The sequence below is a fragment of the Pseudomonas sp. S2_F07 genome, from assembly GCF_054668325.1.
The window spans coordinates 5,940,568-5,965,948 of record NZ_CP162758.1 but is presented as its reverse complement, the minus strand read 5'-3'; the positions used below and the strand labels follow the sequence as shown (position 1 = coordinate 5,965,948).

Here is a 25,381-nt window from a genome sequence, read left to right as displayed (position 1 = left end):
GGTATCAGTCAACATCAATGCTGGATGTACTGACGCCATCGCGAGCAAGCCCGCTCCCACAGGGGATTGGGGGCTGTCTGGGTCTTCGGGTCGCCAAATGACCACTGTGGGAGCGTGGCTTGCCCGCGAAAGCGTCGGGTCAGTCAACATCAATGCTGAATGTACTGACACCATCGCGAGCAAGCTCGCTCCCACAGGGGATTGGGGGCTGTCTGGGTCTTCGGCTCGCCAAATGACCACTGTGGGAGCGTGGCTTGCCCGCGAAAGCGTCGGGTCAGTCAACATCAATGCTGAATGTGCTGACGCCTTCGCGAGCAAGCTCGCTCCCACAGGGGATTGGGGGTTGTCTGGGTCTTCGGCTCGCCAAATGACCACTGTGGGAGCGTGGCTTGCCCGCGAAAGCGTCGGGTCAGTCAACATCCATGCTGAGTGTGCCGACGCCTTCGCGAGCAAGCCCGCTCCCACAGGGGATTGGGGGTTGTCTGGGTCTTCGGCTCGCCAAATGACCACTGTGGGAGCGTGGCTTGCCCGCGAAAGCGTCGGGTCAGTCAACATCAATGCTGAATGTGCCGACGCCTTCGCGAGCCTGCTCGCTCCTACAGGTTACTCAGTGATCTTCTCGAAGTTGCGGTAGAACATGTCGTCGTCGCGGCTGTCGGTCATGGAGTGCAACTGGTAGCTGCGATTGAGCCGTGCACCGCCGTCCCGGGTCAGTGGCGACCAGACGAGGTTGGCACGGCGCATGGTCGACATGCTCATCAGTTCGTCGAACGGAATGGACAGGTAGATGCCTTTGTCGAAACTACCTTCGCCATATTCAGCACCGGTTGCGGTGGTGATGGTTGCCCAGGCACCAAAGCGTACGCCGTTGGAAAACTCTCGCGAGATATCCAGCGTGCCGCCCCAGTCGCCAGCCAGGTAACGCCCGACGCTGACGGCTGCCAGCGTATCGTAGGGCAAGTCGGTGTAGCCGGTGATGTGGCCGGTCAACACCGAGTAATCACGCAAGCCAAAACCCTGGTCGAACTCGCGCTGGCGCACGTAGTTCAGGTCCGCGCCCACCGACCAGCGCTCGCCGGTCGGACGGAACAGCACCTCGCCCCCGACGCCGGCAAACATCGACTCCAGGTAGCCACCGTACACCATGCCATACAGGTCTTTGTCCAACTGCTCGGCATGGCTGACCTGGAACAACGGCATGGTGACATCCGACGTGGTCATGTACTGGCGCAAGTCCGTGCGCACGCGGGGCAAGCCGCTGGGTGCGTCATAGGTGAACTTGTCGAAGTTGTTGATCAGGTTGGCACTGAGCAAACCACTCCACCAGGTGTTGCGGTTGAAGCGGTACTCGGCGTCCGCGTCGGCGCTGAACTGATAGAGCAAGCCATCGGGGCCACCGACGTTCTGCTTGAAGCCCAGCCCGACGCCATAAGCGAATGGCTGCATCGCTTCGGTGTAGAGGGTTTTCTCGTTGTGCGGCATCGCCGGATTGATTTCGGTGGTGCGATGCAGGGCTTGCAACGGCTCTTCGTTGTTGATCACTTCGCGGAAGGTTTGCCGAGGCACGCTGGTTTCTTCAAGCGCCAGGTCGTAGCGCTTGTTCACCACGGTGAACCAGTCGATATCGTCGTTGACGCTGTTGTCCAGGATCCGGCTCGCGCGGCCGACGGCCTTGGCCGAATGGAAGTAACGCTGCTGCTCGCCATACACGATCAACTCGGAATCGCGCTGGCTGATACGCTCGACCTTGTACCCGGCATTTTGCTGCAGGCGCCGGGACACATCGGCCCAGTTGACCTGATCCATCCCGGTGCTCGGCGCTTTCGCTGGCAAGGGTTCAGCCGGCGGATCGAACGTCTTCGCCGGCGCCTTGCGGCTGGCGAAGTTGGTGTGGAAGGTGACGCCGAACATTGCCGTATTACCGCGTTCCCAGGCTGCGCTGAGGTCGATCGAGTCAGTTACTTTGAACACCGCGCCGAGGTTGATCGGCGAGTCCTGCTTGATCTGGTTGTCCTTCGGCTCGTGCTTGTAATCGTTGCCTTCGTATTCGAGTTTCAGGCTGAGCCGGTCCCAGGGTGTCTGGTAGCTCACGCCGCCGAAAAAGGATGGGCTGCCGCGAAAATAGGCCCCGGCGCTGACATCACCGGTGCCCTCGCTGTCGGGCCGGGTCTTGAAGCGATCACTGACGTAGCCCAGCGGGTTTTCGAAGTCGCCGCGGTTGCCCAGGTAACCCCAGGCAATGCCGGCGCTGAAATCAAAATTGTCGTAGCGCTTGTTGGCCACCACGAATTCACTGGAGAACAGGCCTGTACCACCGATGTCCCGGAAGCCCAAGGCCACTTCGGGCGCCCAATGGGTTTCTTCCCACAGGCGGGCCTTGAGGTCGACCGCCTTGTCCTTATAGCTCTGGTTGCCGCTCAACGATTCGGGGCCGTAAGGGCGGTTAGTGATCGCGGTGTAGCGAAACGAGCCTTCCAGCCACTCAAGTGGCTGAAGTGAAACGCTGTAACGGCTGTAGGGGTCAGTGCGGTTGGCATTCAGGCTCAACTCACCGGCCGGCGCCATGCGCGCCGTCGGCGTTTGCAACAAGCCCGCGCCACCGAAATCATTCTGGGTAATGCGTGGTTCTGCATGAGCCAGACCACACGGCAATAACAATACGGCTGCAAAACGTAAATTCAACGAACCACCTCAGCCAGCTGCGTGGCAATAAATTCGGCCAACTGCTGATTCAGTTCAGGGATAGGCGGATCAAGGTCATCGTTTTTGACCGGGACCAGAATCTTGCTGCCGGCGGCCGGTATCTGCCCGCTCTCGCGATTCCAGTGGGCAATGCCGACGCGCCGGGTGACGCCATTGGGCTGGATCAACCACAGGTAATCGGCGTCCGCATCGGCCAGCGGCGTGCAACCCCGCAGGTAATCGCGGGCCTCTTGCAGCGCTTGATAGGGCAACCGACACGACTCGGCGACAGCGCCGAGCACCTCGACTTCGTCGACCCGCAACGGGTAGATGAGGCGGTCGCCGTCGTCCAGGCGAATGTTGCGGGCAAACCCGACTTCCACGGCGACCGGGTCCAGGACAGCTACCTGGCGTCCGGTGACCGGCATGCGCCTGACTTGCTCGGCCAACCGCACCGCCAGGGCAGCCCGGCTCGGCCTGTCGAAAAGCATGGCCATGCGCTGCAACACGTCCAGATCGAACAGCACCCCGACCTTGAGTCGGGTCTGTTGCTCGACCAGGGATTTACGCAGCAGTACGGCCGCCAACCAGTAACTCTCGGCATTGGGTTGTGCCACGCTGATCACGTCCAGCAACCGCCCGCCCGCCGGCAGCTCGACCGCCCCCGGGTTGGCAACGTCACCGGTGACGGTGACCGCTGCATGGCTGATGCCGGTGATCAACAGCAGGCACGCCGATAGAGCCCTGACCCGCTTCACCGGGCATGCCTGCGGTCTGGGGTCAGTTGCACGATCTTGACCCGCAACTGCGAGGTCAGTTGCTGCTCACTCTGCACAATGAAACCGTCAACGGGATCGACCCAGTAACGATTGGTCGCACGCAGGCCGATGGCCGGCGCGTCAATCTGCTCATCGACACGTAGCACGGCGTATTCCTTGTTGAGGATTTCCAGGGTTTCCATGGATTTGCGGGAGAAGCGACTGTTCAAGGTCACCCCGACTTCCTGGCCCTGATAGAGGTCGATCCAGCGCTGGCTGGTGTAGCCATCGGGCACTTGATGGAGGCCTTGCTTGAAGGGCGAGACGTCAGCCAGGCGCGTGCCGTCCAGATCGCCGTCCAGGCCCAGGCCGATGCTGCGCACCGCCAGGCCATCGCGCATGAGCAGAACCTGTTTGCCGGACGCGACCCAGAATTGCAGGTCGTCGCGCTCACGCACCAGCGCCAGCACGCCGGAACCGGACGGCGTGGTCAGCTTGAGCTGGGGATAGCGCACATCCGCCACTTGGGCCGCCGTCACGTCCAGCTCATCCGGCCCCGACACCGCCGACTTGAGGTTGGTCACCGAAGCGACCATCAGCGGGTTACAGCCACACAACATCAAGGCCGCTATCAAGCAGACGCCAACATTCAACGTTCTCACGATCGGACCCGGCCTTAATTGCTGTTGCTGCTGACTTCACTCATGTTCTTCGCCGCGGATGCGCCCGTACCGACAATCGCTGCCGACGGCACCAATTGGCTGACGAAGCGATTCCAGCGAGTCACGTTGGCAGGACCTACGTAGACAACGTCCTGGGGACGTACTTCAAAGTGCGTGGCCAGCGCCATGGCGGTCGGTGATTGGGCTTGCAACTGGTAGACCTTCGCCGGCTCCACATCGAGGTTTTCAACACCTCTGATCACGTACACGGCGTTACCGTTGGAGGTGGTCTGACTCAATCCGCCGACCGAGCCCAGCACATCGGACAGGTTCATGGTGGCGGTCTTGAAGCTCAGTGCGCGGGGCTGGTTGACCTCGCCCATGACGTAGATGCGCTTTTTGTCGTTGTACGGCAGATACAACTGATCGCCACCCTTGAGGTAAACGTTCTGCAACTCGGAGTCCGGCTGGTTGAGCGTGTCGAGATTGAGCGTGTAGACCCGCCCGTTTCGCGTCAGCAACAGGCCGGACAAGTCGGCACTCGTCGTATCGATACCGGCAGAACCGAGGGCCTCGACCACACTCAGCGGATTGGTGGAAATCGCTTGTGGACCGGCTTTCGAAACGGCGCCCGTCACCACGACTTTCTGACTGGAAAAGCGCAACACGGCGACATCCACTTGCGGTTCGGCGATGAAGGCCGACAGCCTGGCTTCGATGTCCGATCGCAGTTGCTGGACGGTTTTGCCGGCCGCCTGGACTTCTTTGATAAACGGGTAGTAGAGCGTGCCATCGGCACGCACCAGGCGACCGTTGGCATCGATCTGCTGTTGCGCGCCGGAGGGTGCGGTCAGCTCCGGATGATCCCAGACCGTGATGTACAGGACATCGTTACTGCCGATGCGGTACTCGGCCGGGGCCGCCAACAGTTCCGTCGGCACGGACTCACGCTTTTGCGTGGCCCTGTTCATGGCGATGAGCTTGGGCGTGATCGGAATGAGCTCGACCCGGCTGCTCTCGCTGGCGCCCTGGCGCGTGATATCACTGGTGCTCAGGTATTGGCCGGGGGAAAACATGCAACCTTGTAAAGCGATGCTTGCCAACATTAAAAGAGAAAAACTACGAGTCATAATGGCACTACGCTATTCAAGGGCGAATCTAAAAACAAAGTCACCCGATTTGCATCGGGCGACCTTGTACTGCACCAACAGATGTTTCAGTTAGTTGTGCGTGCCGGTTGTACCCGTGGTACCTGTCGTACCCGTCGTACCGCCGTTTGCACTTCCACCACTGTTGGACGCTGCTACAGCACTGGCGACCATTGCTGTACTGGCTGCAGTGGCTTGAGTCGCCGCCACGTTACCCAATACATTGGTCGCAGTTGTAAGCGGCGCTTCTACCGCGGACGCCCAGTTGCTCAACATCGTCAACAGGGCAATTGCCATCACTTTCTTCATATCAACTCCTTTCTAACATTCAACCCGATCGAAATCGGGTAGTGCGTTAGAGGTGGTAGAGTTCAAGTCCGCGAAAAATGCGGACATGATCCGTTGTTCTTTCACAGTCTTACCCAACTGATAAAAGTCGAACGGCAGGTTTATATCTACGGACTTGCAAAAGGCATGACCAGTGTATTTTCCCGACGATATCTAACAACCTGACCGGAAATAACATTTGGCTAAAACGCCATCATCCCAGATAGCCTTTGGGGTGATTCGATTGCCAGCGCCAGGTATCCGTGACCATGTCCTGCAAGTTGCGCGTGGCCTTCCAGCCCAGCTCTTTCTCCGCCTTGGAAGGGTCGGCCCAGCTCTCGGCGATATCACCCGAGCGACGCGGCATCATTCGATAGGGCACCGGCTGACCGCACGCCTGCTCGAACGCCCGCAGTACTTGCAACACGCTGTAGCCATCGCCCGTGCCGAGGTTCCAGGTATGAATGCCGGTACGCCCGGCGATGGACTGCAAGGCCTTTAGATGGCCGTCCGCCAGGTCCACGACGTGGATGTAGTCCCGCACCCCGGTACCGTCGACCGTGGGGTAATCGTTGCCGAAGATCGATAACTCCCGCAGGCTGCCAACCGCCACCTGGCTGATGTAGGGCACCAGGTTATTCGGAATGCCACTCGGGTCTTCGCCCAGATGGCCGCTGTCATGCGCCCCGATCGGGTTGAAGTAACGCAACAGCGCGATGCTCCAGCGCGGCTCGGCCAAGGCCAGGTCGCGCAGCACATTCTCGACGATCAACTTGGATTGACCGTAGGGATTGGTCGGGATGCCCGTGGGGAAATCCTCGCGGATCGGCATCTGCTCCGGCTCGCCGTATACCGTGGCCGACGAACTGAACACCAGGCGAAACACCCCGGCAGCCGCCATCGCCTGACACAGCGTGATGCTGCCGCTGACGTTGGTCTCGTAATACTCAAGGGGCTTGCGCACGCTCTCGCCCACGGCCTTGAGACCGGCAAAGTGCAGGACGGCATCGATGGCATGCTGCTGGAAAATCCGGTCCAGCAAGGCCCGATCGCACACATCACCCTGAATCATCAGCGCACTCTTGCCGCAAATGGCTTCCACCGCGTGCAATGCCGCGTCGCTGCTGTTGCAAAGATTATCCAGCACAACAACTTCATAGCCTGCCTCAAGCAGTGCGAGCGTGGTGTGCGAACCGATATATCCAGCTCCACCCGTTACCAGAATTTTCATAGCGCGGTCCATAGTGGGAAAAGTGCGAAGTTGCGTGTCAAGCCCCTCTTGTTAAAGCTGTGTGCTGAACCACACAAATAAGAGCGACAACAACCCAAAACAAAATTAGTTCAACGACTGGCAATAAATATTTTTTCAGGCCAAACTGTATTGCGGAATACTTATTAGCATTCCGACGCACGCACCACTATCAACAGATACCGACTAAAAATAACCAACAACTATCAACCCGACATCTCATAACATTGTCGTGTTATCCGCACATTGCTATTTGCCACTAGTGGCCAGACTCAGGTATTAAAGTAAGCCTTCAATAAACATTGAAACTTGCAATCACTCGTTGTTGCGCGCACCCGTTGGCTGTGTTCCATGACTGTCCAGGATACTTTTATGATTCGTAAATGTTTGTTCCCCGCTGCCGGCTATGGCACTCGTTTCTTGCCCGCGACCAAGGCCATGCCCAAGGAAATGCTGCCGATCGTCAACAAGCCGTTGATCGAGTACGCCGTCGAAGAGGCACGGGACGCCGGCCTGCAACACATGGCGATCGTCACCGGGCGGGGCAAGCGCGCGCTGGAAGACCACTTCGACATCAGCTACGAGTTGGAGCACCAGATTCGCGGCACCGAGAAAGAGAAGTTCCTGGCCGGAACCCGCGAGCTCATCGACACCTGTACCTTCTCCTACACCCGCCAGGTGGAAATGAAGGGCCTGGGCCACGCGATTCTCAGCGGCCGTCCGTTGATCGGCGACGAACCCTTCGCCGTGGTACTGGCCGATGACCTGTGCCTGAACCTGGAAGGTGATGGCGTCCTCACGCAAATGATCGAGCTCTACAAGAAATTCCGCTGCTCGATCGTGGCCATCCAGGAAGTCCCCCGCGACCAGACCCACAAGTACGGCGTGATAGCCGGCGAGCCGATCTCCGACGGGATCTACCGGGTCAACAACATGGTGGAAAAACCGGCCCCGCAGGACGCCCCGTCGAACCTGGCGATCATCGGCCGTTACATTCTGACGCCGGATATCTTCGACCTGATCGCCGACACCGAACCGGGTAAAGGCGGCGAGATCCAGATCACCGACGCGCTGATGAAACAGGCGCAGAACGGCTGCGTGCTGGCCTACAAGTTCAAGGGTTTGCGCTTCGATTGCGGCGACGCCGAGGGTTACCTGCAGGCGACCAACTTCTGCTACGAAAACCTGTACCTCAAGGGCCGCTAAGACGGCTCCAGCACCCGACGCCCACTCTTCATTCAGGCAGGCCAACCATGAACATTAAAAAGCTCTCGGCATACATTGAAATGGAGGTGGGCAACCTCGGAGTGATGTCCTCGTTATCGCGACATCAGCGGTTGCCGAGCGCCAACCAGTCCTGGCTCGGCCCCACTCTGCTGGTGGAACGGATCGGTATGTTTCCCTCTTCCGGAGACATCCGCCGGCCAATGCGCGACCCCTATCCCCTGCTCGCTCACCTGAAAAGGCTTTACCGCGGGCAGGCGCTGGAAATCGATGACCGCGATGGGCTGAAAGTGATTTTCAGCGACTGGCGATTCCGGGTGCGCATTTGCTGCAACGACCCAGCCATCATCATCAACGTGGAGACCCGGTGCGCTACGCAGCTGATGCCGCTAAAAACCGCAGAGCTGCTCAGTCATCTGGAGCACTTCGAATCGGCTGTCCTGTAAGAGCGAGCTTGCTCGCGAAGAGGCCAGCACATCCAGCATCCACATCGCCTGACACACCGCCATCGCGAGCAAGCTCGCTCCCACGATGATTCGGGTAGTTCGCAGATTTTGCGTATAGCCATTGAACCTGTGGGAGCGAGCTTGCTCGCGATGAGGCCGGCACATCCAGCATCTACTTCGCCTGACACCCCACCATCGCGAGCAAGCTCGCTCCCACAGTGATTTGGGTAGTTCGCAGATTTTGCGTATAGCCATTAAACCTGTGGGAGCGAGCTTGCTCGCGATGAGGCCGGCACATCCAGCATCTACTTCGCCTGACACACCACCATCGCGAGCAAGCTCGCTCCCACAGTGATTTGGGTAGTTCGCAGATTTTGCGTATAGCCATTAAACCTGTGGGAGCGAGCTTGCTCGCGATGAGGCCGGCACATCCAGCATCCACATCGCCTGACACACCACCATCGCGAGCAAGCTCGCTCCCACAATGATTCGGGTAGTTCGCAGATTTTGCGTATAGCCATTGAACCTGTGGGAGCGAGCTTGCTCGCGATGAGGCCGGCACATCCAGCATCCACATCGCCTGACACAACGCCATCGCGAGCAAGCTCGCTCCCACAGTGATTTGGGTAGTTCGCAGATTTTGCGTATAGCCATTAAACCTGTGGGAGCGAGCTTGCTCGCGATGAGGCCGGCACATCCAGCATCCACATCGCCTGACACAACGCCATCGCGAGCAAGCTCGCTCCCACGATGATTCGGGTAGTTCGCAGATTTTGCGTATAGCCATTGAACCTGTGGGAGCGAGCTTGCTCGCGATGAGGCCGGCACATCCAGCATCTACTTCGCCTGACACACCACCATCGCGAGCAAGCTCGCTCCCACAATGATTCGGGTAGTTCGCAGATTTTGCGTATAGCCATTAAACCTGTGGGAGCGAGCTTGCTCGCGATGAGGCCGGCACATCCAGCATCTACTTCGCCTGACACACCACCATCGCGAGCAAGCTCGCTCCCACAGTGATTTGGGTAGTTCGCAGATTTTGCGTATAGCCATTGAACCTGTGGGAGCGAGCTTGCTCGCGATGAGGCCGGCACATCCAGCATCCACATCGCCTGACACAACGCCATCGCGAGCAAGCTCGCTCCCACGATGATTCGGGTAGTTCGCAGATTTTGCGTATAGCCATTGAACCTGTGGGAGCGAGCTTGCTCGCGATGAGGCCGGCACATCCAGCATCTACTTCGCCTGACACACCACCATCGCGAGCAAGCTCGCTCCCACAGTGATTTGGGTAGTTCGCAGATTTTGCGTATAGCCATTAAACCTGTGGGAGCGAGCTTGCTCGCGATGAGGCCGGCACATCCAGCATCCACATCGCCTGACACACCACCATCGCGAGCAAGCTCGCTCCCACGATGATTCGGGTAGTTCGCAGATTTTGCGTATAGCCATTGAACCTGTGGGAGCGAGCTTGCTCGCGATGAGGCCGGCACATCCAGCATCTACTTCGCCTGACACACCACCATCGCGAGCAAGCTCGCTCCCACAGTGATTTGGGTAGTTCGCAGATTTTGCGTATAGCCATTAAACCTGTGGGAGCGAGCTTGCTCGCGATGAGGCCGGCACATCCAGCATCCACATCGCCTGACACACCACCATCGCGAGCAAGCTCGCTCCCACAGTGATTTGGGTAGTTCGCAGATTTTGCGTATAGCCATTAAACCTGTGGGAGCGAGCTTGCTCGCGATGAGGCCGGCACATCCAGCATCCACATCGCCTGACACACCACCATCGCGAGCAAGCTCGCTCCTACAGTGCCGCGTCGCAGGTGTCCTGTGCTGATCTCCCGGTATTGTCACCGACGATCAGACGATAGAAATAATCAGCAATCACTCGCCCGCCCGTGGCCGGAACCGGATGAATCTTGTCCGGGCCGATCATGGTGGCGGCATAGCGCTTGAAGTCAGTGCCGAATGCGCACTGCAGATTGGCGTAACCAAGATGTTCCTTGCGCGCCCAGGGTTCCAGGACTTGCGCATAGGCCGACATCGGGTAGGCACTGGAACGCGTCGTGTCCTGACGCAGGATCAGGTTGATGCTCGCCGCCGGTTGAATCTCGCGGACCATCCCCACCAAACCCTGAACGTTCTTCAGGTACTGCTCGGGCTTCACGCCAAAACCCTGGTCGTTACCACCCAGCATAATCAGGTAGAGGTCGGCGGGAATCTTCGACACCACCGTCTTCCACTGCGCCTGCCAACGGCCATCGCCGTGGTAGAAGTCAGCGGACGCCGCGCCGGACGCCGCCAGTTTGGATACCCGCACGCCGCCCTGGTCGTTGCTCATCCACAGGCCGAAGAGCGTTGGCGCGCCTTTCACCACTTCCAGCCGGAACGACCAGTCTTTCGCTGCCGACATGCCTGGCAGTGGCACTTCCTGTACCCCTGAGCCTGCGAGCGTCAAGGGCTGCCAGGATTGCGACGGTGCCCAGCGGTAGCGAACCTCATTGGGTTCGCCATTGCCGAGGTAAAGCAATTTCGCTTGGGTGACAGCCGTGTTGATGGCCGGTGTCGGGCTGGCATCGATCTCCAGCCAGGCGCCAGGCCCTCCGGCAAGGGTACGACTGTCGGGGCTGGCCTGGCCAAGGGCGGACACCTGCCAGTCACCGCCGAAGTATTTTTCGCTGCTGCGGCTGTATTTGAAGTGCGTGCCGCCAAGTGCCGCGCCGTGGTTGAAACCGACATAGCCGGGGCCGGCGAAACCCGCCTCCCCGGCCAGCCGCTGCACCAGTTTGTTCAGATAGAAATCCTGCCCGGCGCTGTAGCTGTCGCCGATCACCGAGATGGACAGGACTTTCCCGCCCTTGCCTTCGCGCCACTGGCCAAACCGTTCGCGAGCGTCGCCGACTTCGACCACTGACGCCGCAACAGGCTGGACCTCATCAACTGCCAACATGCATCGCTTCCTTCACTCGGACAAACCTCAAGTCTGGGGCACCGGGGTGGCGTTTGCCGGCGTTTTTTTAGCCGCCGCGCGCTCACCCAGGAACAGCACGGAGGTGACGTTGAATCGACTGAAAACCATCGATAGAACCACCGGCCCCAGCAAGCCACACGCCAGGCCACCGAGCACCAGAAGGCTTTCGTCCTTCACGCCCAAACGCCCCAGGACAAACCGCGAAGTGGCGGCAAACAACACATGGAACAGGAAGATCGCGTAGGAATACCCGCCGAGCCAGGTCAGCCACTTCGAGCGCATGTCACTGGACAGCAACGCAATGCAGGACACACAACCCACGGTCAAACCGATCAGGCTGCGGCGGTCGACGATCAACTCGCGATCCACCGCCGCCACGTACAGCAGTGTCAGCGAGATCAACACAAACACCAACGGCCCGATCACCTTGAACCGTTGCTTCAATGCATCGACGTTTTCCTGGCCAATCATCCCCGCCACGAAAAACGGTAGCAGGTAGATCGCGCCATTAATGCCAAACGCATCGAGCTTGAACGGCGGCAGCACAAACAACACCGCCGCAAAGGCAAACAGCAGATACAAGCGCGTTGCCGAACGCAGCAAACCACGCCACTCCAGCAGGCCGACGAACATGAAAATGATGAACACCGCCTGCAGGAACCAGAAGTGGTTGACGGGCACCCAGAACGACAACAACGCGTCGATCACACCGACGTCCTTGTTCACACCCGGCCCCACCGCCTGCAACACCGAGAACGGCACACCCACGCAGAACAGCGGCACGATCAAGCGTCGCACCTTGCCGCTGAAGAACGCGGAAAAGTCATTGCCGCGGATTTTGTAGATGGAGTAGATATAGCCGGAAATGAAGGTGAACAGCGGCATGCGCACATACACCATCGAGTCGGCGATCACCCGGAACGGCGAGCCCAGGTCTATCTTCAAGCCGCCACCCAACGGGCCGATGACGTGATAGAGCACCAGCAGCAGGCACGCCAGGCCACGCAGGGTTTCGATCTCCAGGGACTTTTTCTTGCTCGACATAAAGCACCTGCCTCAATTCAGAATTCTTGATTCAACTTGCACCGGCTTGTTTGCCCGCAACATCAATCCCAGGCCGACGAACAACACCGGCACCACCATCGAGAAGTGCCGGGCGAAGGAGCCGAAGTCCGGTTCGAACAGGCCTTGAACCAGCAAAAATGCCAGCGGAATCGCGATCAGTTCCTTGGGTTTGGTCTGGATCGGCGCACCTTTGTAATCGGTCGAGGTGATGACTTTGAACAGCAGCAACGCGGTCATGATCATCAACGCCACGAAGATCACCTGGCCCGGCCCGGACAGCAGAATCAGCTCCACCGGGAACGACAGCCGGAAGAAGATGATCATCGAGTCCAGTGCCTGCGAGACAAAGTCGCTGCCGCTGAGCCACGAGACGATCAACGACTTGGACCCCTCCTCACCCGCGGTGCGCAGTTCGTTGTTACTGGCGCGAATCGACGACACCGGAAACCCGAGCGCCACCTGGATCGCCATGGCGACCGCCAGGTAGAACAGGAACAGCATCAGGAAGAAAGTGAAGCGCGAGACATACTTCTTCATCACGCAGACGCCGACCCAGGACAGTGAAAACAGAATCCAGTAGGGGCGGATCAACACGCCGTAGATCACTGCCGAGAAGAAAAATCCGCCGCGATATTTGCGCGTCAAGGAGCTGAGCAAAATGCTCAACACCGCCACCGACACAATGATTTCCTTGGTCAGGTTCTCAAGGAAGAACGAACGAACGATGCCCCACAGACACAGCGTGCCGAAGATCGCCAGCGGCATGCGCCGGAAGACCACCACCGGGATCGCCGTGAGGAAAAAATTGCAGAACATGCCATAGGCCCAGGCATTGGTCAGATTGATCCCCGTGGGCCGCAGCAGAAACGCCGAACACTCATAGGAAGAGCGATCCGGCGAGAACGGGTTCCAGAAATTGCAGTTGTCGGCCCGCGCGTAGGACGACCACAAGGTCATGGCATCCGGGCCAGGATCGCGAGGAATCAGCAGCGGCATGGCCACCGACAGAAACAACCCGGTGAACAGGATCAGGAACGAAATAGAGGAATCGAGTTTCTTGCCGCGAAACTCGATGCACGGCAGCTTCAACCCCATGCCAGAGCCCCTTTCGGCCGAGTCACACGGGTCAACACGGCAATCACGCCGAGTTGCACGATGATCGCAAAGACGTTGCCCCAGGCAGCGCCATAAATCGAATAGTGCTTGATCAGCAGGTAGCTGACCGGCACCGAAACCAACAGGCAAATCGCCGCGCTGGCCAGCGACACGCGACTGTTCTTCGAGGCAATCAAACCACCCCAGACGATGTCGCCAATCGCACGCAGGGCGAAGGAAAAAATCAACACGCCGAGGATTGCGTTGTCCGGACGAGGAACACTCGTGGCGACGTAATCAAGCACAACGTTGAAGAACAGATAAATCAGCACCGCCACCGCGGCGGATACCACCAGCGAGCGCATGACCCATTTGTTGACGAACAATTGCCGGACAGTGAACGGCTGTTGATCAGCCTGAAAGCGCTTGGCGAGCACCGGAATGCCGACCACCGCCACCACCGCATAGGACAGCGCCTGCAAGGTATTGGCCGCCGACCAGGCGTACACGTATTTACCGAGGCTGGCGTAGGGTTCGATGTCGATAATCAGAAAGCGCTCGGCGTACTGACTCAACGCGATCAAGCCTGTGCCGAGATAGAACGGCAACCCGGCCTTCCACACGGTTGCCGTGGCCAGCGTCCCGCTCACCCGGCCCTTGTGCACGTTCACCACAATCAAGTAACCGGCGACGATCACCAGCACGTTGGCCACAACCCACAGCCACAGCACACTGGCGATCCCGGACACCCAGCCGAGCATCATCCCGCCCACCGCCAACAGCGCCCAGAGGCCGGTCTTGATGAAAAACAGCAGCGCACCGGCCGTGGCTTTCTGCGCGGAAAACACGAAGGAGTTGATTTCGAACGACAGGTGTTCAGTGAGCAGAACCAGGGTCACGCAGAGGATCAGCGCGGTCGTTGCCTCGACTGCCTGGAACAGCGAATACACCAACACCGTCACCACCGACAACAACAGCCCCACGGCCAGGTACAGCAGCAGGACCTTGTCGACGACCCGTCGCGAACTGCCACCGACGCTGATCAACCGATTGATTTCCGAACTGAAGCCGACACTGTAGAACTTCGACGCAATCAACGAGGCGGCGACCACCACGCCGTAAAAGCCCAGCGCCTCATAACCGAGGAAATGGGTGATCGCCAGCACCAGCAAAAACTTCGCGCCCAATGCCCCGCCGCGAAGCAGTAGCCGAAATATCATCGAACGATACCTTTGATGATGTCGTCCATGGCCACGGTTTTTGCCTCAATCTCGCGGCAGGTGTCGGTCAGGCGCTTGCCGAAACCGGACAGTGCGTTCGGCGCGTAGACCGTGTCGATGATGGTATCGACATTGATGTCGCCGCCGTTGATCACCCAGTCTTCCACGCCCATGTCCTGATAGGCGCCGAAGCCTTTGCGCTCATAGCTGATGTGGTACGCCGGGACGCCGGACAGCAGCGACTCGATGGCGCCGTGCAGGCGCACGGAAATCACCAGGTCCGGCTGATACTTGGCCAGCGTGGCCTTCAACGGCAGCAGGTCTTCGGTAATGCCCAACTCGCGATAGAACGCACCGTCATCGTTGCCGCGAACGGCGCTCTGGACCGCGCAAACCACTTTGCTTTTGTTCTTCAAGCGTTGCAGCAGCAACTTCAAGTTGGCCACGTAGGCGACCTTCTTTTCCTTGCTCCACTCCGGCGGCTTGCGCAGCACCACGCACACCGTTGCCGGCGATGACGCGCAACGGGTGAACTTGGGCTGCATGAGGATCTTGCTGGCCAATGACTGGACCGCCAGATCCGGCGCGCGGTAGACATTTTCACAGGCATCGAAAATCGCCGACGACCTGTTGTCACGCACGAACACCGCATCGGCGCTGGCGTAGTGCTCGACGATCTTGCTGCTCTCGCCGTGGAACGGCCCGATGCTTTGCGGCAGGTACACCGACGGCACTTTGCTGAGGATCGCCGTTTCCAGTTGCTTGGCGTGGCCCAGTTTCAACTTGATGTGCTCAAAGGCACTTTTGGAACGCATGTAGCCGCCACCGACGCCGACGATCAAATCGGTTTTCTTCAACAGGTCAGCGAGACCGGCGTAGGACTGGTTGAGGAACACCGCCTGCTTGACCCGCCCCAACCCCTTGGCCGCCATCACCGGCGCGTCAAAACGCGGGTGCGGCAAGTAGCTGAAGGACTCTGGATCGGAGGCCACGACACTGATCGAAGTGTCGTCACCAAAGTTTCGCTGCACCAGGGCAATGGCCAGATCCACGAGCAGACCGTCACCGGAGTTGGACGCACTGTAGCCATGCAAAATCGTTACGTTCATAAGCTTGAGTTCTACTTAAAAAGTGGGGGCGCGATACAGGTCATAGGTCTGGCGGATCATCAACGCGGCGCTGAAGCGCTCGCGGACGATGCTGCGCCCTTCGCTGCCAAGGTCGAGCAACCGCGGCTTCTGGATTTTCTTCAGTACATCGGCCAGCGCCTGGTGGTCGCCGCTGGGAAAGACGTAGCCGGACACCTCGTTGGTGACCAGTTCGGGCAGTGACGTACAGTTGCTGGCAATCACCGGCAAGCCCATGGCCATGCCTTCGAGCGGCACCATGGCAAAGCCTTCCCAGCGGCTCGGGACGATCAGCGCATCGGCTTTGCGGTACAGCGCCTGGACTTCGCTCGGTGTCACCCACGGCAGGTATTCAACCCCTTCCATCGGCGGACACTCGACCGAATCCTCGTTCACGGCGCTGCCAACCACCGTCAGTTTCAGATCACTGCGCTGGACTTTGGCGAAAGCCTTGAGCAACACGTCGAAGCCTTTCTGATAATCGAGGCGGCCGACAAAGAGCAGATGAATCGGCTCGGGATTGCTGGCTTTCGGCGCTTCATCCTTGTGATGAATGCCGTTGTAGATCAGCTTCATGCGCTTGCGCTCAATGCCGAACCGCGCGGCCTTGTCGAGCTCGTACTGGCTGACGCAGATGATCACGTCGGTGACCTTCTGCAATACCCGCTCGATCCACGCGTAGGCTTTCTGCTTGGTCGGCGAGCTTTCCATCAGGAACGAAAAGGCATGGGGGCAATAGACGATCTTCGGCTTGCGCCAAGGTCGCAACAGCACGCACACACAACGCCCGATGACGCCGGAGAAGGTGCTATGCAAATGCACGACATCGGGTTTTTCCTTGAGCATCACCTGGGTCAGTCGCCAGGCGAAGCGCAGCAACGACGGCACATTGCGTCCGGTCCGGGCGAAGGTGCGGATCTGTTGCCCGGCAATCCCGTGCAGTTCCTTTTCCTGATCTTGCGGGACCAGATAGACCAGCTCATAGCTTGCCGCGTCGCCTTCGGGCGAAGCCGAAATCGTGCGGATCACCGTCGCGACGCCACCTTTGATCGTCTCTGCCACGTGCAGTATTTTTTTCACAACTCACCCACTTCAAACATGAAAGGACAATCGCTGACACTCAGGATTTGTCGGACGCGTATTCGTAGTTGTAATAGCCGTAGCTACCGTTACCGTAGTAACTGGCCGCACGCTTCTCGACGCCGTTGAACACCGCGCCCTTCAACTCGATGCCGTTCTGGGCGAATCGACGAATCGTCAGTTCGATCTCTTTGGCCGGGTTCACCCCGAAGCGCGTGACAATCAGGCTGATCCCCGCGTCACGACCGACAATCGCCGCATCCGTCACCGCCAGCAGCGGTGGCGTGTCGATGATCACCACGTCATACAGCTCACTGAGTTGCGCCAGCAGCTCACGAAAATTGACGTGCATCAGCAGTTCTGAAGGATTGGGCGGGACCTGCCCACGACTGATGAAATGCAGGTTGTCGACTTCGACTTTATTGATCGCCTGCTCGATGCTGCAGCGCTTGACCAACAGGTCCGACAAGCCATTGGTGATCGGTGTGTTCAGCGTCTTGTGCAGATGGCCTTTGCGCATGTCGGCATCGATCAGCACCACCCGCTGTCCGCTCTGCGCCATGACTGCCGCGAGGTTGGAAGAAACGAAGGTTTTGCCGACCTGCGGGCTCGGGCCGGAAATCATGATCCGGTTGTTGGTCGAATCCAGCCCGGCAAAGTGCAGACAGGTGCGCAGACTGCGGATCGACTCGATGGACAGGTCCGTCGGGTTACGCAGGGCCAACAGGTACGCCGGCTTGTCCGCGCCGTCCCGGGCGCGACCTTTTTTGCTGTCCTCTTCCTGTTGCAAGGCGCTATAGGGAATCGACGCGTACACCGGCAAACCGAGTTGCTCGATGGCCTCCGGACCTTCCAGGCCCCGGCTCAGGGACTTGCGCAGCAACACCAGCGCAACGCCGAAAAAGGCGCCGAGGAAGGTTGCAATCAGCACGATCAAGGCTTTTTTCGGTTTGACCGGGCTGGTCAGGTCGACATCTGCGGGGTCGACCAATCGCACGTTGCCCACGGCCCCCGCCCGGACGATGTCCAGCTCCTGGGATTTATTCAGCAGTTGCGTGTAGATCTGCGACGCCACTTCCACGTCGCGGGTCAGGTTCAGCAGTTCCTGTTGCGTGGCAGGCAGGTCCTGGGCCTTGCCCTCCAGCGCCTTCTGCTGCTGGGTCAATTCGCCGATCTGGGTCATCAGCGCGCGGTACGCCGGATGCTGTTTGGTGAACTTGCGATCCATCTCCGCCTGTTGCATTTTCAGTTCGGAGATACGGGTGTCCAGACTGACGACCTGTTCCAGCACCGATTGGGTTTCGAGGGAAATGTTGACCGTCTTGCCACGGGTTTGATAACCATTGAGTGCATCGCTGGCCTTGGCCAGGTCGCGTTTGACCTGCGGCAGTTGGCCTTGCAGGAACTCCAGGCTCTGCGCCGCTTCCGCCGACGTGCGTTGCACGTTCTGCTGCACATACAACGAAGCGATTTTATTGAGGATTTTCACCGCCTCGGCCGCGTCGCTGCTGGCCAGGGCCAAACGGATGATCCCCGACTCCTTGCCTTGCTCGGAAATATCCAGCGCATCCTGGTAACTCTGGATGGTCACGATCCGTGGATTGCGCACTACTTCGAAACGGGTGCCAGGGTTTGCCGAGAGTTGAGCGATCAACCCCTCTACATCGTCCTGTTTGAACGCTTCGCCTGCGACGCCTTCGGCCAGCAAGTTGTCGTTTTCATCGAACAACTGGAATCGATGCTGCTCGCCAGCGACCAGCGTGAGCTTCTTGCCCAGCAGTTCTTTCGGCAGATTGAGCCGGTTGATCTCCAGACGCTCACCGCCCCAGGCGTAGCTGTTCAGGCCCAAGCGCGGCGCCGCGACACTGAACTCGGTCTCGCCGCGATAACGTCGGGCGAGGAAGCCGCCAATGACCGGGAAGGTGTTGGGGGTGACGTCGATATCAAGGCGAAGATCATCGACCGTTTTGCCGATCACCGCGCGGGACTTGATGATGCCGATTTCGGTCACCGACGGCGATTGCCCGCCGAGCATGCTGTTGAGATCGGAGAACCCGAGCATGTCGTTCTTCTTCGGCTCGACCTGCACCAGCGCGTTCGCCAGGTACACGGGAGTCGCCAAAACCGCATAGGCAACGCCGGTCGCCATGAAGGCACCGGTGAGCGCGCCGATCAACCATTTCTGGTCGACCAAACTGCCAAATATGCCGAGAAGATCAATGCTGTCTTGATCGTTGTCACGGGTGCCGATTACTGACGGTAACTGCATAAGTCTGTTCTTACCATTCACTGATCTGAAGAATATTCATCAATGTCCGAGGCGCTGCGCCCATGAGCTAACAGCATCTTCAATCAATGCATGGGCATGAATAAAAGCGGCCTTTCCTTGACGATACGGATCCTGTATTTCTCGCTCGCTCTGCCACTTGCCGAGCAGAAACACTTTGCCCCTGGCATGAGAGGCAATCTTCAGTACTTGTTTTACATGCTCTTTTTCCATGACCAGAATCAGGTCTGATTCATTGACGATGTCCGGTGTAATTTGCCGCGCCTTAAACCCTTGGGCGTTGTGCCCGTGGTCTTCCAGAACCTGGAGGGCCGACGGTTCCATGGCCTCGCCAACCCGTGCGGCAAGGCCCGCCGAGGTGACCGAGATCGCTGAAGGGGCCAGCGCGTTACGCAGCAAAGTTTCTGCTGTCGGACTTCGGCAGATATTGCCCACGCAGACGACAAGGATCTTTCTGAACAAGGTTACTTTCCCGTGTAATATCAATATGCCAACATTTCGAGTGGGCTTAGTGAACCCAAAAGACCTTGCGGCACTGAGAAATAGATTCGCCCTGTTAATACAAGTGCATTAAGTACCACAGCCCCCAAAAGCCACCCAACCAGAATTACCGGACCAAAAATAACTGTGATTTTCCGGAACTAACTACCTGACAAAAAATAACATTCGCGCACTTGGCACCCTCGCGAGCATCCAAATGAAAGTAACGAATCAATCATTGGAAAATGTCATTACCCGCCAGGAGTGCAGGCATGAAATCAGCACGTCTCAAACGGCTCACCGCTTCAACCCTGTTAATGCTGGGTGCAGCCAGCCAGGTTGACGCCAGCGACTTGTTCCCCCTGCTTGCCGCCAACAAAACCATCGGTGTCCAGGTGAAGATCCAGACCTTCTCCCCCACCGACGCCGAGCAAATCAAGGCCGCTGGCTTCGGATTCGTGCGCTTTGGCGTGTGGACCAACAGCATGGGCGGCGCTGCGTATCAAAAGCAGATCAGCGATGCCTTCGCCGCGGCCAAGTCCGCCGACCTGCCGGTACTGATGACCGTACGCTCGACCAAGGCGCTGACCTCCGCGCCCGACAACACCAGCGAACTCGTCGCTGCCGGCGAATCGTTCGCCAGTTCGGTGAAAGGGCTGGAGCAGTCATACGGCGCACAGCTCGTCGCGATTGAAATATGGAACGAACCGGACCTAGCGAAGTACTGGCCAACCCGAAATCTCGACACGACCTTTGTTCCGTTCATGAGCGCCCTGTGCAAGTCGCTGCAGGAACAACCACAATCGACGCCGCTGATCGGTTTTGGCTTCGCCCGGGCACCGAGTGCCGGCACGACGTCAGCATTGGCGCTGAAAAAAATCGTCAGTGAATACCCCCAGTGCCTGAGTGCGATCTCTTATCACCCCTACGGCATGTCGGGCGCACAGATCAGCAAGACCCAGGCGTTTATTCAGCAAAACTTCCATCTACCGGGGGTCATCAGTGAATGGGGCGTTCCTTCGCTCAGTTCCAACGGCGGGATCGAAGCGCAGGCCAGCAAAATCAGCACCTTCATCGCCGACGTCAAGAAGCTCGACATCCCGCTGACATCGATTTACGAGTGGAAAAACAGTGAAACGGGCAGCAATGACCGAGAGCGAAATTTCGGTTTCCTGACCTCCGACGGTCAAGCGAAACCAGCAAAAATGGCAGCCTCTACCCAGCTGAATCCGCAGTAGGAGGTACGTCCACGGGGTGCTGACGGTCAGTTGCCTGGAACCTGTGCCGCGTTTCGGCATCGTATTGATCAATACCGGGCCCGCCTTTCAAACAACTGTATTCCGGTTGTTGCCGCAGGGGCCGTCGATACACGTACACGCCCTTGAGTGGCTGTCAGCGCTCGGGTAATGTCATCAGACCCATAGGACAGAGCACGCCCATGACTTCCAAGCTGGAACAACTCAAACAAATGACTACCGTCGTTGCCGATACCGGCGACTTCGAAGCTATCGCTCGCGTTAAACCCGTGGACGCCACCACCAACCCTTCCCTGCTGCTCAAGGCCGCGGCCATTCCTGCGTATGCCGAGCTGCTGAACGCCTGCGTCCATGACTGCAAGGGCGATGTGGGACTGGCCAGCGACCGTTTTGGCGTGGCCGTGGGGCAAGAAATCCTGAAAGTGATCCCGGGCCGCATTTCCACCGAAGTGGATGCGCGCCTGTCGTTCGACACCGATGCCATGCTCAAGCGGGCGCATCGCCTGATCGAGCTGTACGACAAGGCCGGCATTGGCCGCGACCGCGTGCTGATCAAGATCGCCTCCACCTGGGAAGGCATCCGCGCTGCCGAGATCCTGGAGAAGGAAGGCATCCAGACCAACCTGACCCTGCTGTTCTCCTTCGCCCAGGCCGCCGCCTGCGCCGACGCCGGGGTGTTCCTGATTTCGCCGTTCGTGGGCCGTATCTACGACTGGTACAAGAAAGCCAACGGCAACGACTACACCGGCGCGGATGATCCGGGCGTGCAGTCGGTGACGCGCATCTACAACTACTACAAGGCCAATGACTACAAGACCGTGGTCATGGGGGCGAGCTTCCGCAACCTGGGGCAGATCGAGCAACTGGCCGGCTGCGACCGCCTGACCATCAGCCCGGACCTGATCGACAAGCTGGCCGCGGATACCGGCAAGCTGGAGCGCAAACTGGTGCCAGGCCATGCCGGTGAAGCGCGCCTGAGCCTCAACGAATCGCAGTTCCGCTGGTTGTCCAACGAAGATGCGATGGCGACCGAGAAACTGGCTGAAGGCATTCGTCAGTTTGCGCGGGACCAGGAGAAGCTCGAGGCGTTGTTGCAAGCCAAGCTGTGATCTGAGCGGGTGTAATGCAAAAAGGGCGAACCCTCACAGGTTCGCCCTTTTTTGTGAGCGCACTCACAGGGATTATGGGTTGAAATCGATTCGTGCGTTCAGTGCAAAACCAATGTGGGAGCGGGCTTGCTCGCGAAGGCGGCCTCGCATTCAACATCGCGGTGAACGGACTGACGCTTTCGTGGGCAAGCCCGCTCCCACAGGAGATTGAAGTTGGAATTGGAGTTTTGTGGGCCAGGCTGACCCACATCACTTCAGGAAATCAGTGACGCTCCAGCGCATTCACCAGGTCATGAAAAGCTTCACGATTGGTGTCGTTCAGCCCCATGAGGATCTTGTGCGCTTCAAGCACCTTGATCCGCACCACTTCTTCGGACTGATCCTGGTCTGGCAGGTCGTCCAGGCATTCCGGGCACGGCACTGGCTTGTCAACGATGTTGAACACCTGCTCGAAGCCCATGGACTGCAACAGACGCGTGATGTCTTCGTGGGTGGTGACGACGGTCGGCAGCAGGCCGACCTTCTGCCGCGACAGGATCGACAGCTTGGCCAGCAGGCCAAGGGTGGTGCTGTCGATGCTGCGGGTTTCGGTCAGATCGATCACGATCGTGTTGAAATTCAACGCGCTGAAGATCCGCTCAATAGTCGCATCCAACGCCGAACACAGGGTCAGGCGAACTTCACCGACGAACTTCAGGACGAAGGTGCCATCCTGCTCGGCGAACTGGATTCTACCGGTACTCATCAAAGATTCCTGCTCAACACCAACAGGGCGATATCATCCGGCATCTCCCCTAGCGTGGCCAATCCAAAAACCTGCCGCAACCCATCCAGGGTGCCGCCCGCAGCCTTGACCCGTTGGGGCAACGCCGCCTCTTTTTCTTTGAGTGTGGGTTCTGGCAAAAGGTCCAGAATGCCATCAGACATCAGCGTGAGGCTGAACGTCGGTGGCAGTTCCAGCACGTGGTCTTCGTAGGTGGCTTCGTTGAAGAGGCCCACCGGCAGGCCACGCCCTTCCAGATAACGAACACTGTCTGGCGTGTACAACACTGGCAACGGCAGATGACCGCCGATGCTATAGGTCAACAAACCGGTCTCCTCGTCGATGACTCCACCGACCATTGTGACGTGTTTACCCAGCTTACAACTGATCAGGCCCCGGTTGATATGACCAAGAACCTCTGAAGGCTTGAATTCCGGCAAGGTGCCGCTGCGCTTGGACTCGAACAGCAAGCGCGTGGTCATGAACTTCAACAGCACGGTGACGAAGGCTGAAGAGGCGCCATGACCGGAAACGTCCGCCAGGTAAAAGGCGACCCGGCGCTCGTCGACCCGGAAGTAATCGACGAAATCACCCGACAGGTACAGCGACGGGATGATCTGGTGAGCAAACTTGAACTCGTCAATGGTCCAGGGGCTGACCGGCAGCATGTTCATCTGCACCTGGCGACCGGCGTTCTGGTCCTCCTGGAGCAGGTTCAGGCTGGCTTCGAGTTCGCGGTTGGCCTTCTCCAGCTTCTCGCGGTAGCGCTGGTTCTCCAGCAGCAGGCGCGCACGATCCAAGGCCCGGCGCACAGAGTGCTCGAGCACAGCCAGATCTTCGAGAGGCTTGATCAGGTAGTCCGCCGCGCCCAGGCGCAGGGCTTCGACCGCGTCGTTCATCACGCCGGCACCCGACACCACGATCACCGGGGTTTGCGGTGACCGTTCGGTCACCTGGCGAATGAGTTCGAGTCCGCCCATCTGCGGCATGCGCAGATCGCAGATGACCAAGTCGGGCTTGTCTTGCTCGAATACCTGAAGACCCTGCTGACCATTGCTGGCCTGCAAGACGCTGAAACCACTGTCTTCCAAATAGGCGGCGAGGCTCGCGCGCACTACTTCGTCATCATCGATTATCAGCAGCGTGGCACTGGTTTTTGGCATGTGGGCAAACGGCGCCAGAATTAGGTTGGCGTAGCAGGCGGGGACTTTGGCCCGGCACTGACTACTGGATTCGCTTTCTAGCCTCTCTGTCGCACCGCTTTCGGGCATTTGCCCTACACACATGTTCACCAGAGGTGCCCTTCTAAGGCGCAGACGGTACTCCCATCCGCGGGGCGTTTCAAGCTCACGCCGATGGTCGCTTGACGTCTTTATTTGTCAAATCACCGAGAGTTATAAGAACAGGCAAATCCGTAACCCAATGGAAGGTTCGAACCCATGAGTCAAACCCCTCGTGACTACAGCAAAAAGCGCGATGACATCCCCATGCCGGTCTTCGCAGACAAAAAAGGCGGCCTGATGGCCGCCTTTTTCAGTTTATCGGTCGAGATTAGAAATCGTCTTCGACCTGACCGTCCTTGACCTTGAATTCACGGTTCTGCAAGTACGCATTACGGATGAAGGTGTACTTGTCGCCGGTGATCAGCTTCTCGCTCGACAGCAGGTTGGCACGGGTATCGACGATGTCCAGCGCGTAGAACGAGTTACGCACCGGAACGTCGTTTACGTAACGATAAGCACCGGTATAGCTGTCGACGTACTTGGACGGCGCATCACGCAGGGTGCTTGGCCCCAGCAGCGGCAGCATCAAGTAAGGACCGCTGCCGACACCCCAGTAACCCAGCGTCTGACCGAAGTCTTCGTCATTGCGCTGCAAACCCATCTTGGTGCCGACATCAATGACGCCCAGCAAACCGAAAGTGGTGTTGAAAATGATTCGTGCGGTATCAACGCCTGCGGCGCGAGGCTTGGCCTGCAGGATATCGTTGGCCAGGTTACGCACATCACCGATGTTCTGGAAGAAGTTGTGAACGCCGTCTTCGACAAACTGCGGCGCCACGTACTGGTAGCCCTGGGCCAGGGGCTTGAGCGCGTAGGTGTCGATCACGTCGTTGAATTTGTAAATCGGGCGGTTGACGCTTTCCCAAGGATCATCCTCCGTGGCTGCCTGGGCAACGAACGGAACCAGCATCACACTGGCGCATACACAAATCCTGGCTAGATGATTGCTCCAGCGCATAGAAAAAAACTCCTTGGTTTGTACCGGCTCGGGCACTTGGCCCAGGCAATAAGTTGCCAAGTATAAGACGTAAACGCCGTTTAACGCACTTTGCACGAGATCCACACAAACACAATCGTGCCAAGTGTGAGCGATTCACATCCTTGTCATTGAACTGTCACCGTCGCCCACTAGCCTTCAGGCTAT

At 58.5% G+C, this 25,381-nt stretch carries 21 protein-coding genes; 4 read left to right on the top strand and 17 right to left on the bottom strand.

The window, feature by feature from the left end:
• Positions 1-603: 603 nt before the first annotated feature.
• The 6 genes from AB4O40_RS27090 to galE form a co-directional block, all read right to left on the bottom strand.
• Positions 604-2,682 (bottom strand): YjbH domain-containing protein, encoded by a 2,079-nt coding sequence (locus AB4O40_RS27090; protein ID WP_460057170.1) that lies wholly within the window; start codon positions 2,680-2,682, stop codon positions 604-606.
• The gene (locus AB4O40_RS27085) at positions 2,679-3,440 is read right to left on the bottom strand and encodes a capsule biosynthesis GfcC family protein (RefSeq protein WP_460057173.1); all 762 of its coding nucleotides are present in this window, start codon (positions 3,438-3,440) and stop codon (positions 2,679-2,681) included. The genes AB4O40_RS27090 and AB4O40_RS27085 overlap by 4 nt, the downstream gene beginning before the upstream one ends.
• Entirely contained in the window at positions 3,437-4,102 is a 666-nt protein-coding gene (locus AB4O40_RS27080) for a YjbF family lipoprotein (protein ID WP_082562893.1), read from the bottom strand. The genes AB4O40_RS27085 and AB4O40_RS27080 overlap by 4 nt, the downstream gene beginning before the upstream one ends.
• Positions 4,103-4,116: 14 nt before the next feature.
• Positions 4,117-5,232 carry a polysaccharide biosynthesis/export family protein gene (locus AB4O40_RS27075; RefSeq protein ID WP_457654017.1) on the bottom strand — a complete coding sequence of 372 codons (1,116 nt, stop codon included), beginning with the start codon at positions 5,230-5,232 and terminating at the stop codon, positions 4,117-4,119.
• 90 nt (positions 5,233-5,322) lie between these two features.
• Positions 5,323-5,559, bottom strand: a complete 237-nt coding sequence (locus AB4O40_RS27070; protein ID WP_046038091.1) for a hypothetical protein — start codon at positions 5,557-5,559, stop codon at positions 5,323-5,325.
• A 232-nt stretch (positions 5,560-5,791) separates the two neighbouring features.
• On the bottom strand, positions 5,792-6,808 hold the full coding sequence (gene galE / locus AB4O40_RS27065) for a UDP-glucose 4-epimerase GalE (RefSeq protein ID WP_056722052.1): 1,017 nt from the start codon (positions 6,806-6,808) through the stop codon (positions 5,792-5,794).
• 390 nt (positions 6,809-7,198) lie between these two features.
• Between galE and galU the strand changes: the two genes are divergently transcribed.
• Positions 7,199-8,032, top strand: coding sequence for a UTP--glucose-1-phosphate uridylyltransferase GalU (galU, locus tag AB4O40_RS27060; RefSeq protein WP_008053311.1), 834 nt, complete (start codon positions 7,199-7,201; stop codon positions 8,030-8,032).
• 47 nt (positions 8,033-8,079) lie between these two features.
• A complete protein-coding gene (locus tag AB4O40_RS27055) occupies positions 8,080-8,496 on the top strand; it encodes a hypothetical protein (RefSeq protein WP_056722050.1) in 417 nt (138 codons plus the stop codon).
• Positions 8,497-10,305: 1,809 nt separating this feature from the next.
• Here the strand turns inward: AB4O40_RS27055 and AB4O40_RS27050 are convergent.
• Genes AB4O40_RS27050 through AB4O40_RS27015 form a run of 8 tightly spaced genes read right to left on the bottom strand, consistent with a single transcriptional unit; the run spans position 10,306 to position 19,808 of the window.
• On the bottom strand, positions 10,306-11,451 hold the full coding sequence (locus AB4O40_RS27050) for an SGNH/GDSL hydrolase family protein (protein WP_056722048.1): 1,146 nt from the start codon (positions 11,449-11,451) through the stop codon (positions 10,306-10,308).
• Positions 11,452-11,478: 27 nt separating this feature from the next.
• Entirely contained in the window at positions 11,479-12,516 is a 1,038-nt protein-coding gene (locus AB4O40_RS27045) for an acyltransferase family protein (RefSeq protein WP_223542354.1), read from the bottom strand.
• Positions 12,517-12,528: 12 nt separating this feature from the next.
• Complete coding sequence (locus tag AB4O40_RS27040) at positions 12,529-13,632, bottom strand: hypothetical protein (RefSeq protein WP_056722044.1); 1,104 nt, start codon at positions 13,630-13,632, stop codon at positions 12,529-12,531.
• The gene (locus AB4O40_RS27035) at positions 13,623-14,852 is read right to left on the bottom strand and encodes an MATE family efflux transporter (RefSeq protein WP_056722042.1); all 1,230 of its coding nucleotides are present in this window, start codon (positions 14,850-14,852) and stop codon (positions 13,623-13,625) included. The genes AB4O40_RS27040 and AB4O40_RS27035 overlap by 10 nt, the downstream gene beginning before the upstream one ends.
• On the bottom strand, positions 14,849-15,961 hold the full coding sequence (locus AB4O40_RS27030; protein ID WP_008053317.1) for a polysaccharide pyruvyl transferase family protein: 1,113 nt from the start codon (positions 15,959-15,961) through the stop codon (positions 14,849-14,851). Before AB4O40_RS27030 ends, AB4O40_RS27035 begins: the two co-directional genes overlap by 4 nt.
• Before the next feature lie 15 nt (positions 15,962-15,976).
• The gene (locus tag AB4O40_RS27025) at positions 15,977-17,059 is read right to left on the bottom strand and encodes a glycosyltransferase (protein ID WP_056722040.1); all 1,083 of its coding nucleotides are present in this window, start codon (positions 17,057-17,059) and stop codon (positions 15,977-15,979) included.
• A gap of 40 nt (positions 17,060-17,099) precedes the next feature.
• Positions 17,100-19,328: a polysaccharide biosynthesis tyrosine autokinase gene (locus tag AB4O40_RS27020; RefSeq protein ID WP_409078434.1), complete on the bottom strand. Its 2,229-nt coding sequence runs from the start codon at positions 19,326-19,328 to the stop codon at positions 17,100-17,102.
• Positions 19,329-19,367: 39 nt separating this feature from the next.
• On the bottom strand, positions 19,368-19,808 hold the full coding sequence (locus AB4O40_RS27015) for a low molecular weight protein-tyrosine-phosphatase (RefSeq protein ID WP_056722037.1): 441 nt from the start codon (positions 19,806-19,808) through the stop codon (positions 19,368-19,370).
• A 290-nt stretch (positions 19,809-20,098) separates the two neighbouring features.
• Between AB4O40_RS27015 and AB4O40_RS27010 the strand changes: the two genes are divergently transcribed.
• On the top strand, positions 20,099-21,064 hold the full coding sequence (locus tag AB4O40_RS27010) for a glycosyl hydrolase family 5 (RefSeq protein ID WP_460057185.1): 966 nt from the start codon (positions 20,099-20,101) through the stop codon (positions 21,062-21,064).
• A gap of 200 nt (positions 21,065-21,264) precedes the next feature.
• Entirely contained in the window at positions 21,265-22,191 is a 927-nt protein-coding gene (tal, locus tag AB4O40_RS27005) for a transaldolase (protein WP_056722034.1), read from the top strand.
• Positions 22,192-22,453: 262 nt separating this feature from the next.
• Here the strand turns inward: tal and rssC are convergent, their stop codons facing one another.
• From rssC to AB4O40_RS26990, 3 genes are all read right to left on the bottom strand, one after another.
• Positions 22,454-22,936 (bottom strand): anti-sigma factor antagonist RssC, encoded by a 483-nt coding sequence (gene rssC / locus AB4O40_RS27000; protein ID WP_046038063.1) that lies wholly within the window; start codon positions 22,934-22,936, stop codon positions 22,454-22,456.
• Complete coding sequence (gene rssB / locus AB4O40_RS26995; RefSeq protein WP_056722032.1) at positions 22,936-24,117, bottom strand: two-component system response regulator RssB; 1,182 nt, start codon at positions 24,115-24,117, stop codon at positions 22,936-22,938. The genes rssC and rssB overlap by 1 nt, the downstream gene beginning before the upstream one ends.
• 388 nt (positions 24,118-24,505) lie before the next feature.
• Complete coding sequence (locus AB4O40_RS26990) at positions 24,506-25,195, bottom strand: MlaA family lipoprotein (RefSeq protein ID WP_056722030.1); 690 nt, start codon at positions 25,193-25,195, stop codon at positions 24,506-24,508.
• Between the last annotated feature and the right edge of the window lie 186 nt (positions 25,196-25,381).

Excerpts from the sequence above, each read along its gene's own strand:
- AB4O40_RS27050 (WP_056722048.1), bottom strand. The coding sequence starts at position 11,451 with ATGTTGGCAGTTGATGAGGTCCAGCCTGTTGCGGCGTCAGTGGTCGAA.
- AB4O40_RS27035 (WP_056722042.1), bottom strand. The coding sequence starts at position 14,852 with ATGATATTTCGGCTACTGCTTCGCGGCGGGGCATTGGGCGCGAAGTTT.
- AB4O40_RS27055 (WP_056722050.1), top strand. The coding sequence starts at position 8,080 with ATGAACATTAAAAAGCTCTCGGCATACATTGAAATGGAGGTGGGCAAC.
- AB4O40_RS26990 (WP_056722030.1), bottom strand. The coding sequence starts at position 25,195 with ATGCGCTGGAGCAATCATCTAGCCAGGATTTGTGTATGCGCCAGTGTG.
- rssC (WP_046038063.1), bottom strand. The coding sequence starts at position 22,936 with ATGAGTACCGGTAGAATCCAGTTCGCCGAGCAGGATGGCACCTTCGTC.
- tal (WP_056722034.1), top strand. The coding sequence starts at position 21,265 with ATGACTTCCAAGCTGGAACAACTCAAACAAATGACTACCGTCGTTGCC.
- rssB (WP_056722032.1), bottom strand. The coding sequence starts at position 24,117 with ATGCCAAAAACCAGTGCCACGCTGCTGATAATCGATGATGACGAAGTA.
- AB4O40_RS27045 (WP_223542354.1), bottom strand. The coding sequence starts at position 12,516 with ATGTCGAGCAAGAAAAAGTCCCTGGAGATCGAAACCCTGCGTGGCCTG.
- AB4O40_RS27020 (WP_409078434.1), bottom strand. The coding sequence starts at position 19,328 with ATGCAGTTACCGTCAGTAATCGGCACCCGTGACAACGATCAAGACAGC.
- AB4O40_RS27030 (WP_008053317.1), bottom strand. The coding sequence starts at position 15,961 with ATGAACGTAACGATTTTGCATGGCTACAGTGCGTCCAACTCCGGTGAC.
- AB4O40_RS27040 (WP_056722044.1), bottom strand. The coding sequence starts at position 13,632 with ATGGGGTTGAAGCTGCCGTGCATCGAGTTTCGCGGCAAGAAACTCGAT.
- galU (WP_008053311.1), top strand. The coding sequence starts at position 7,199 with ATGATTCGTAAATGTTTGTTCCCCGCTGCCGGCTATGGCACTCGTTTC.
- AB4O40_RS27010 (WP_460057185.1), top strand. The coding sequence starts at position 20,099 with ATGAAATCAGCACGTCTCAAACGGCTCACCGCTTCAACCCTGTTAATG.
- AB4O40_RS27075 (WP_457654017.1), bottom strand. The coding sequence starts at position 5,232 with ATGACTCGTAGTTTTTCTCTTTTAATGTTGGCAAGCATCGCTTTACAA.
- AB4O40_RS27070 (WP_046038091.1), bottom strand. The coding sequence starts at position 5,559 with ATGAAGAAAGTGATGGCAATTGCCCTGTTGACGATGTTGAGCAACTGG.
- galE (WP_056722052.1), bottom strand. The coding sequence starts at position 6,808 with ATGAAAATTCTGGTAACGGGTGGAGCTGGATATATCGGTTCGCACACC.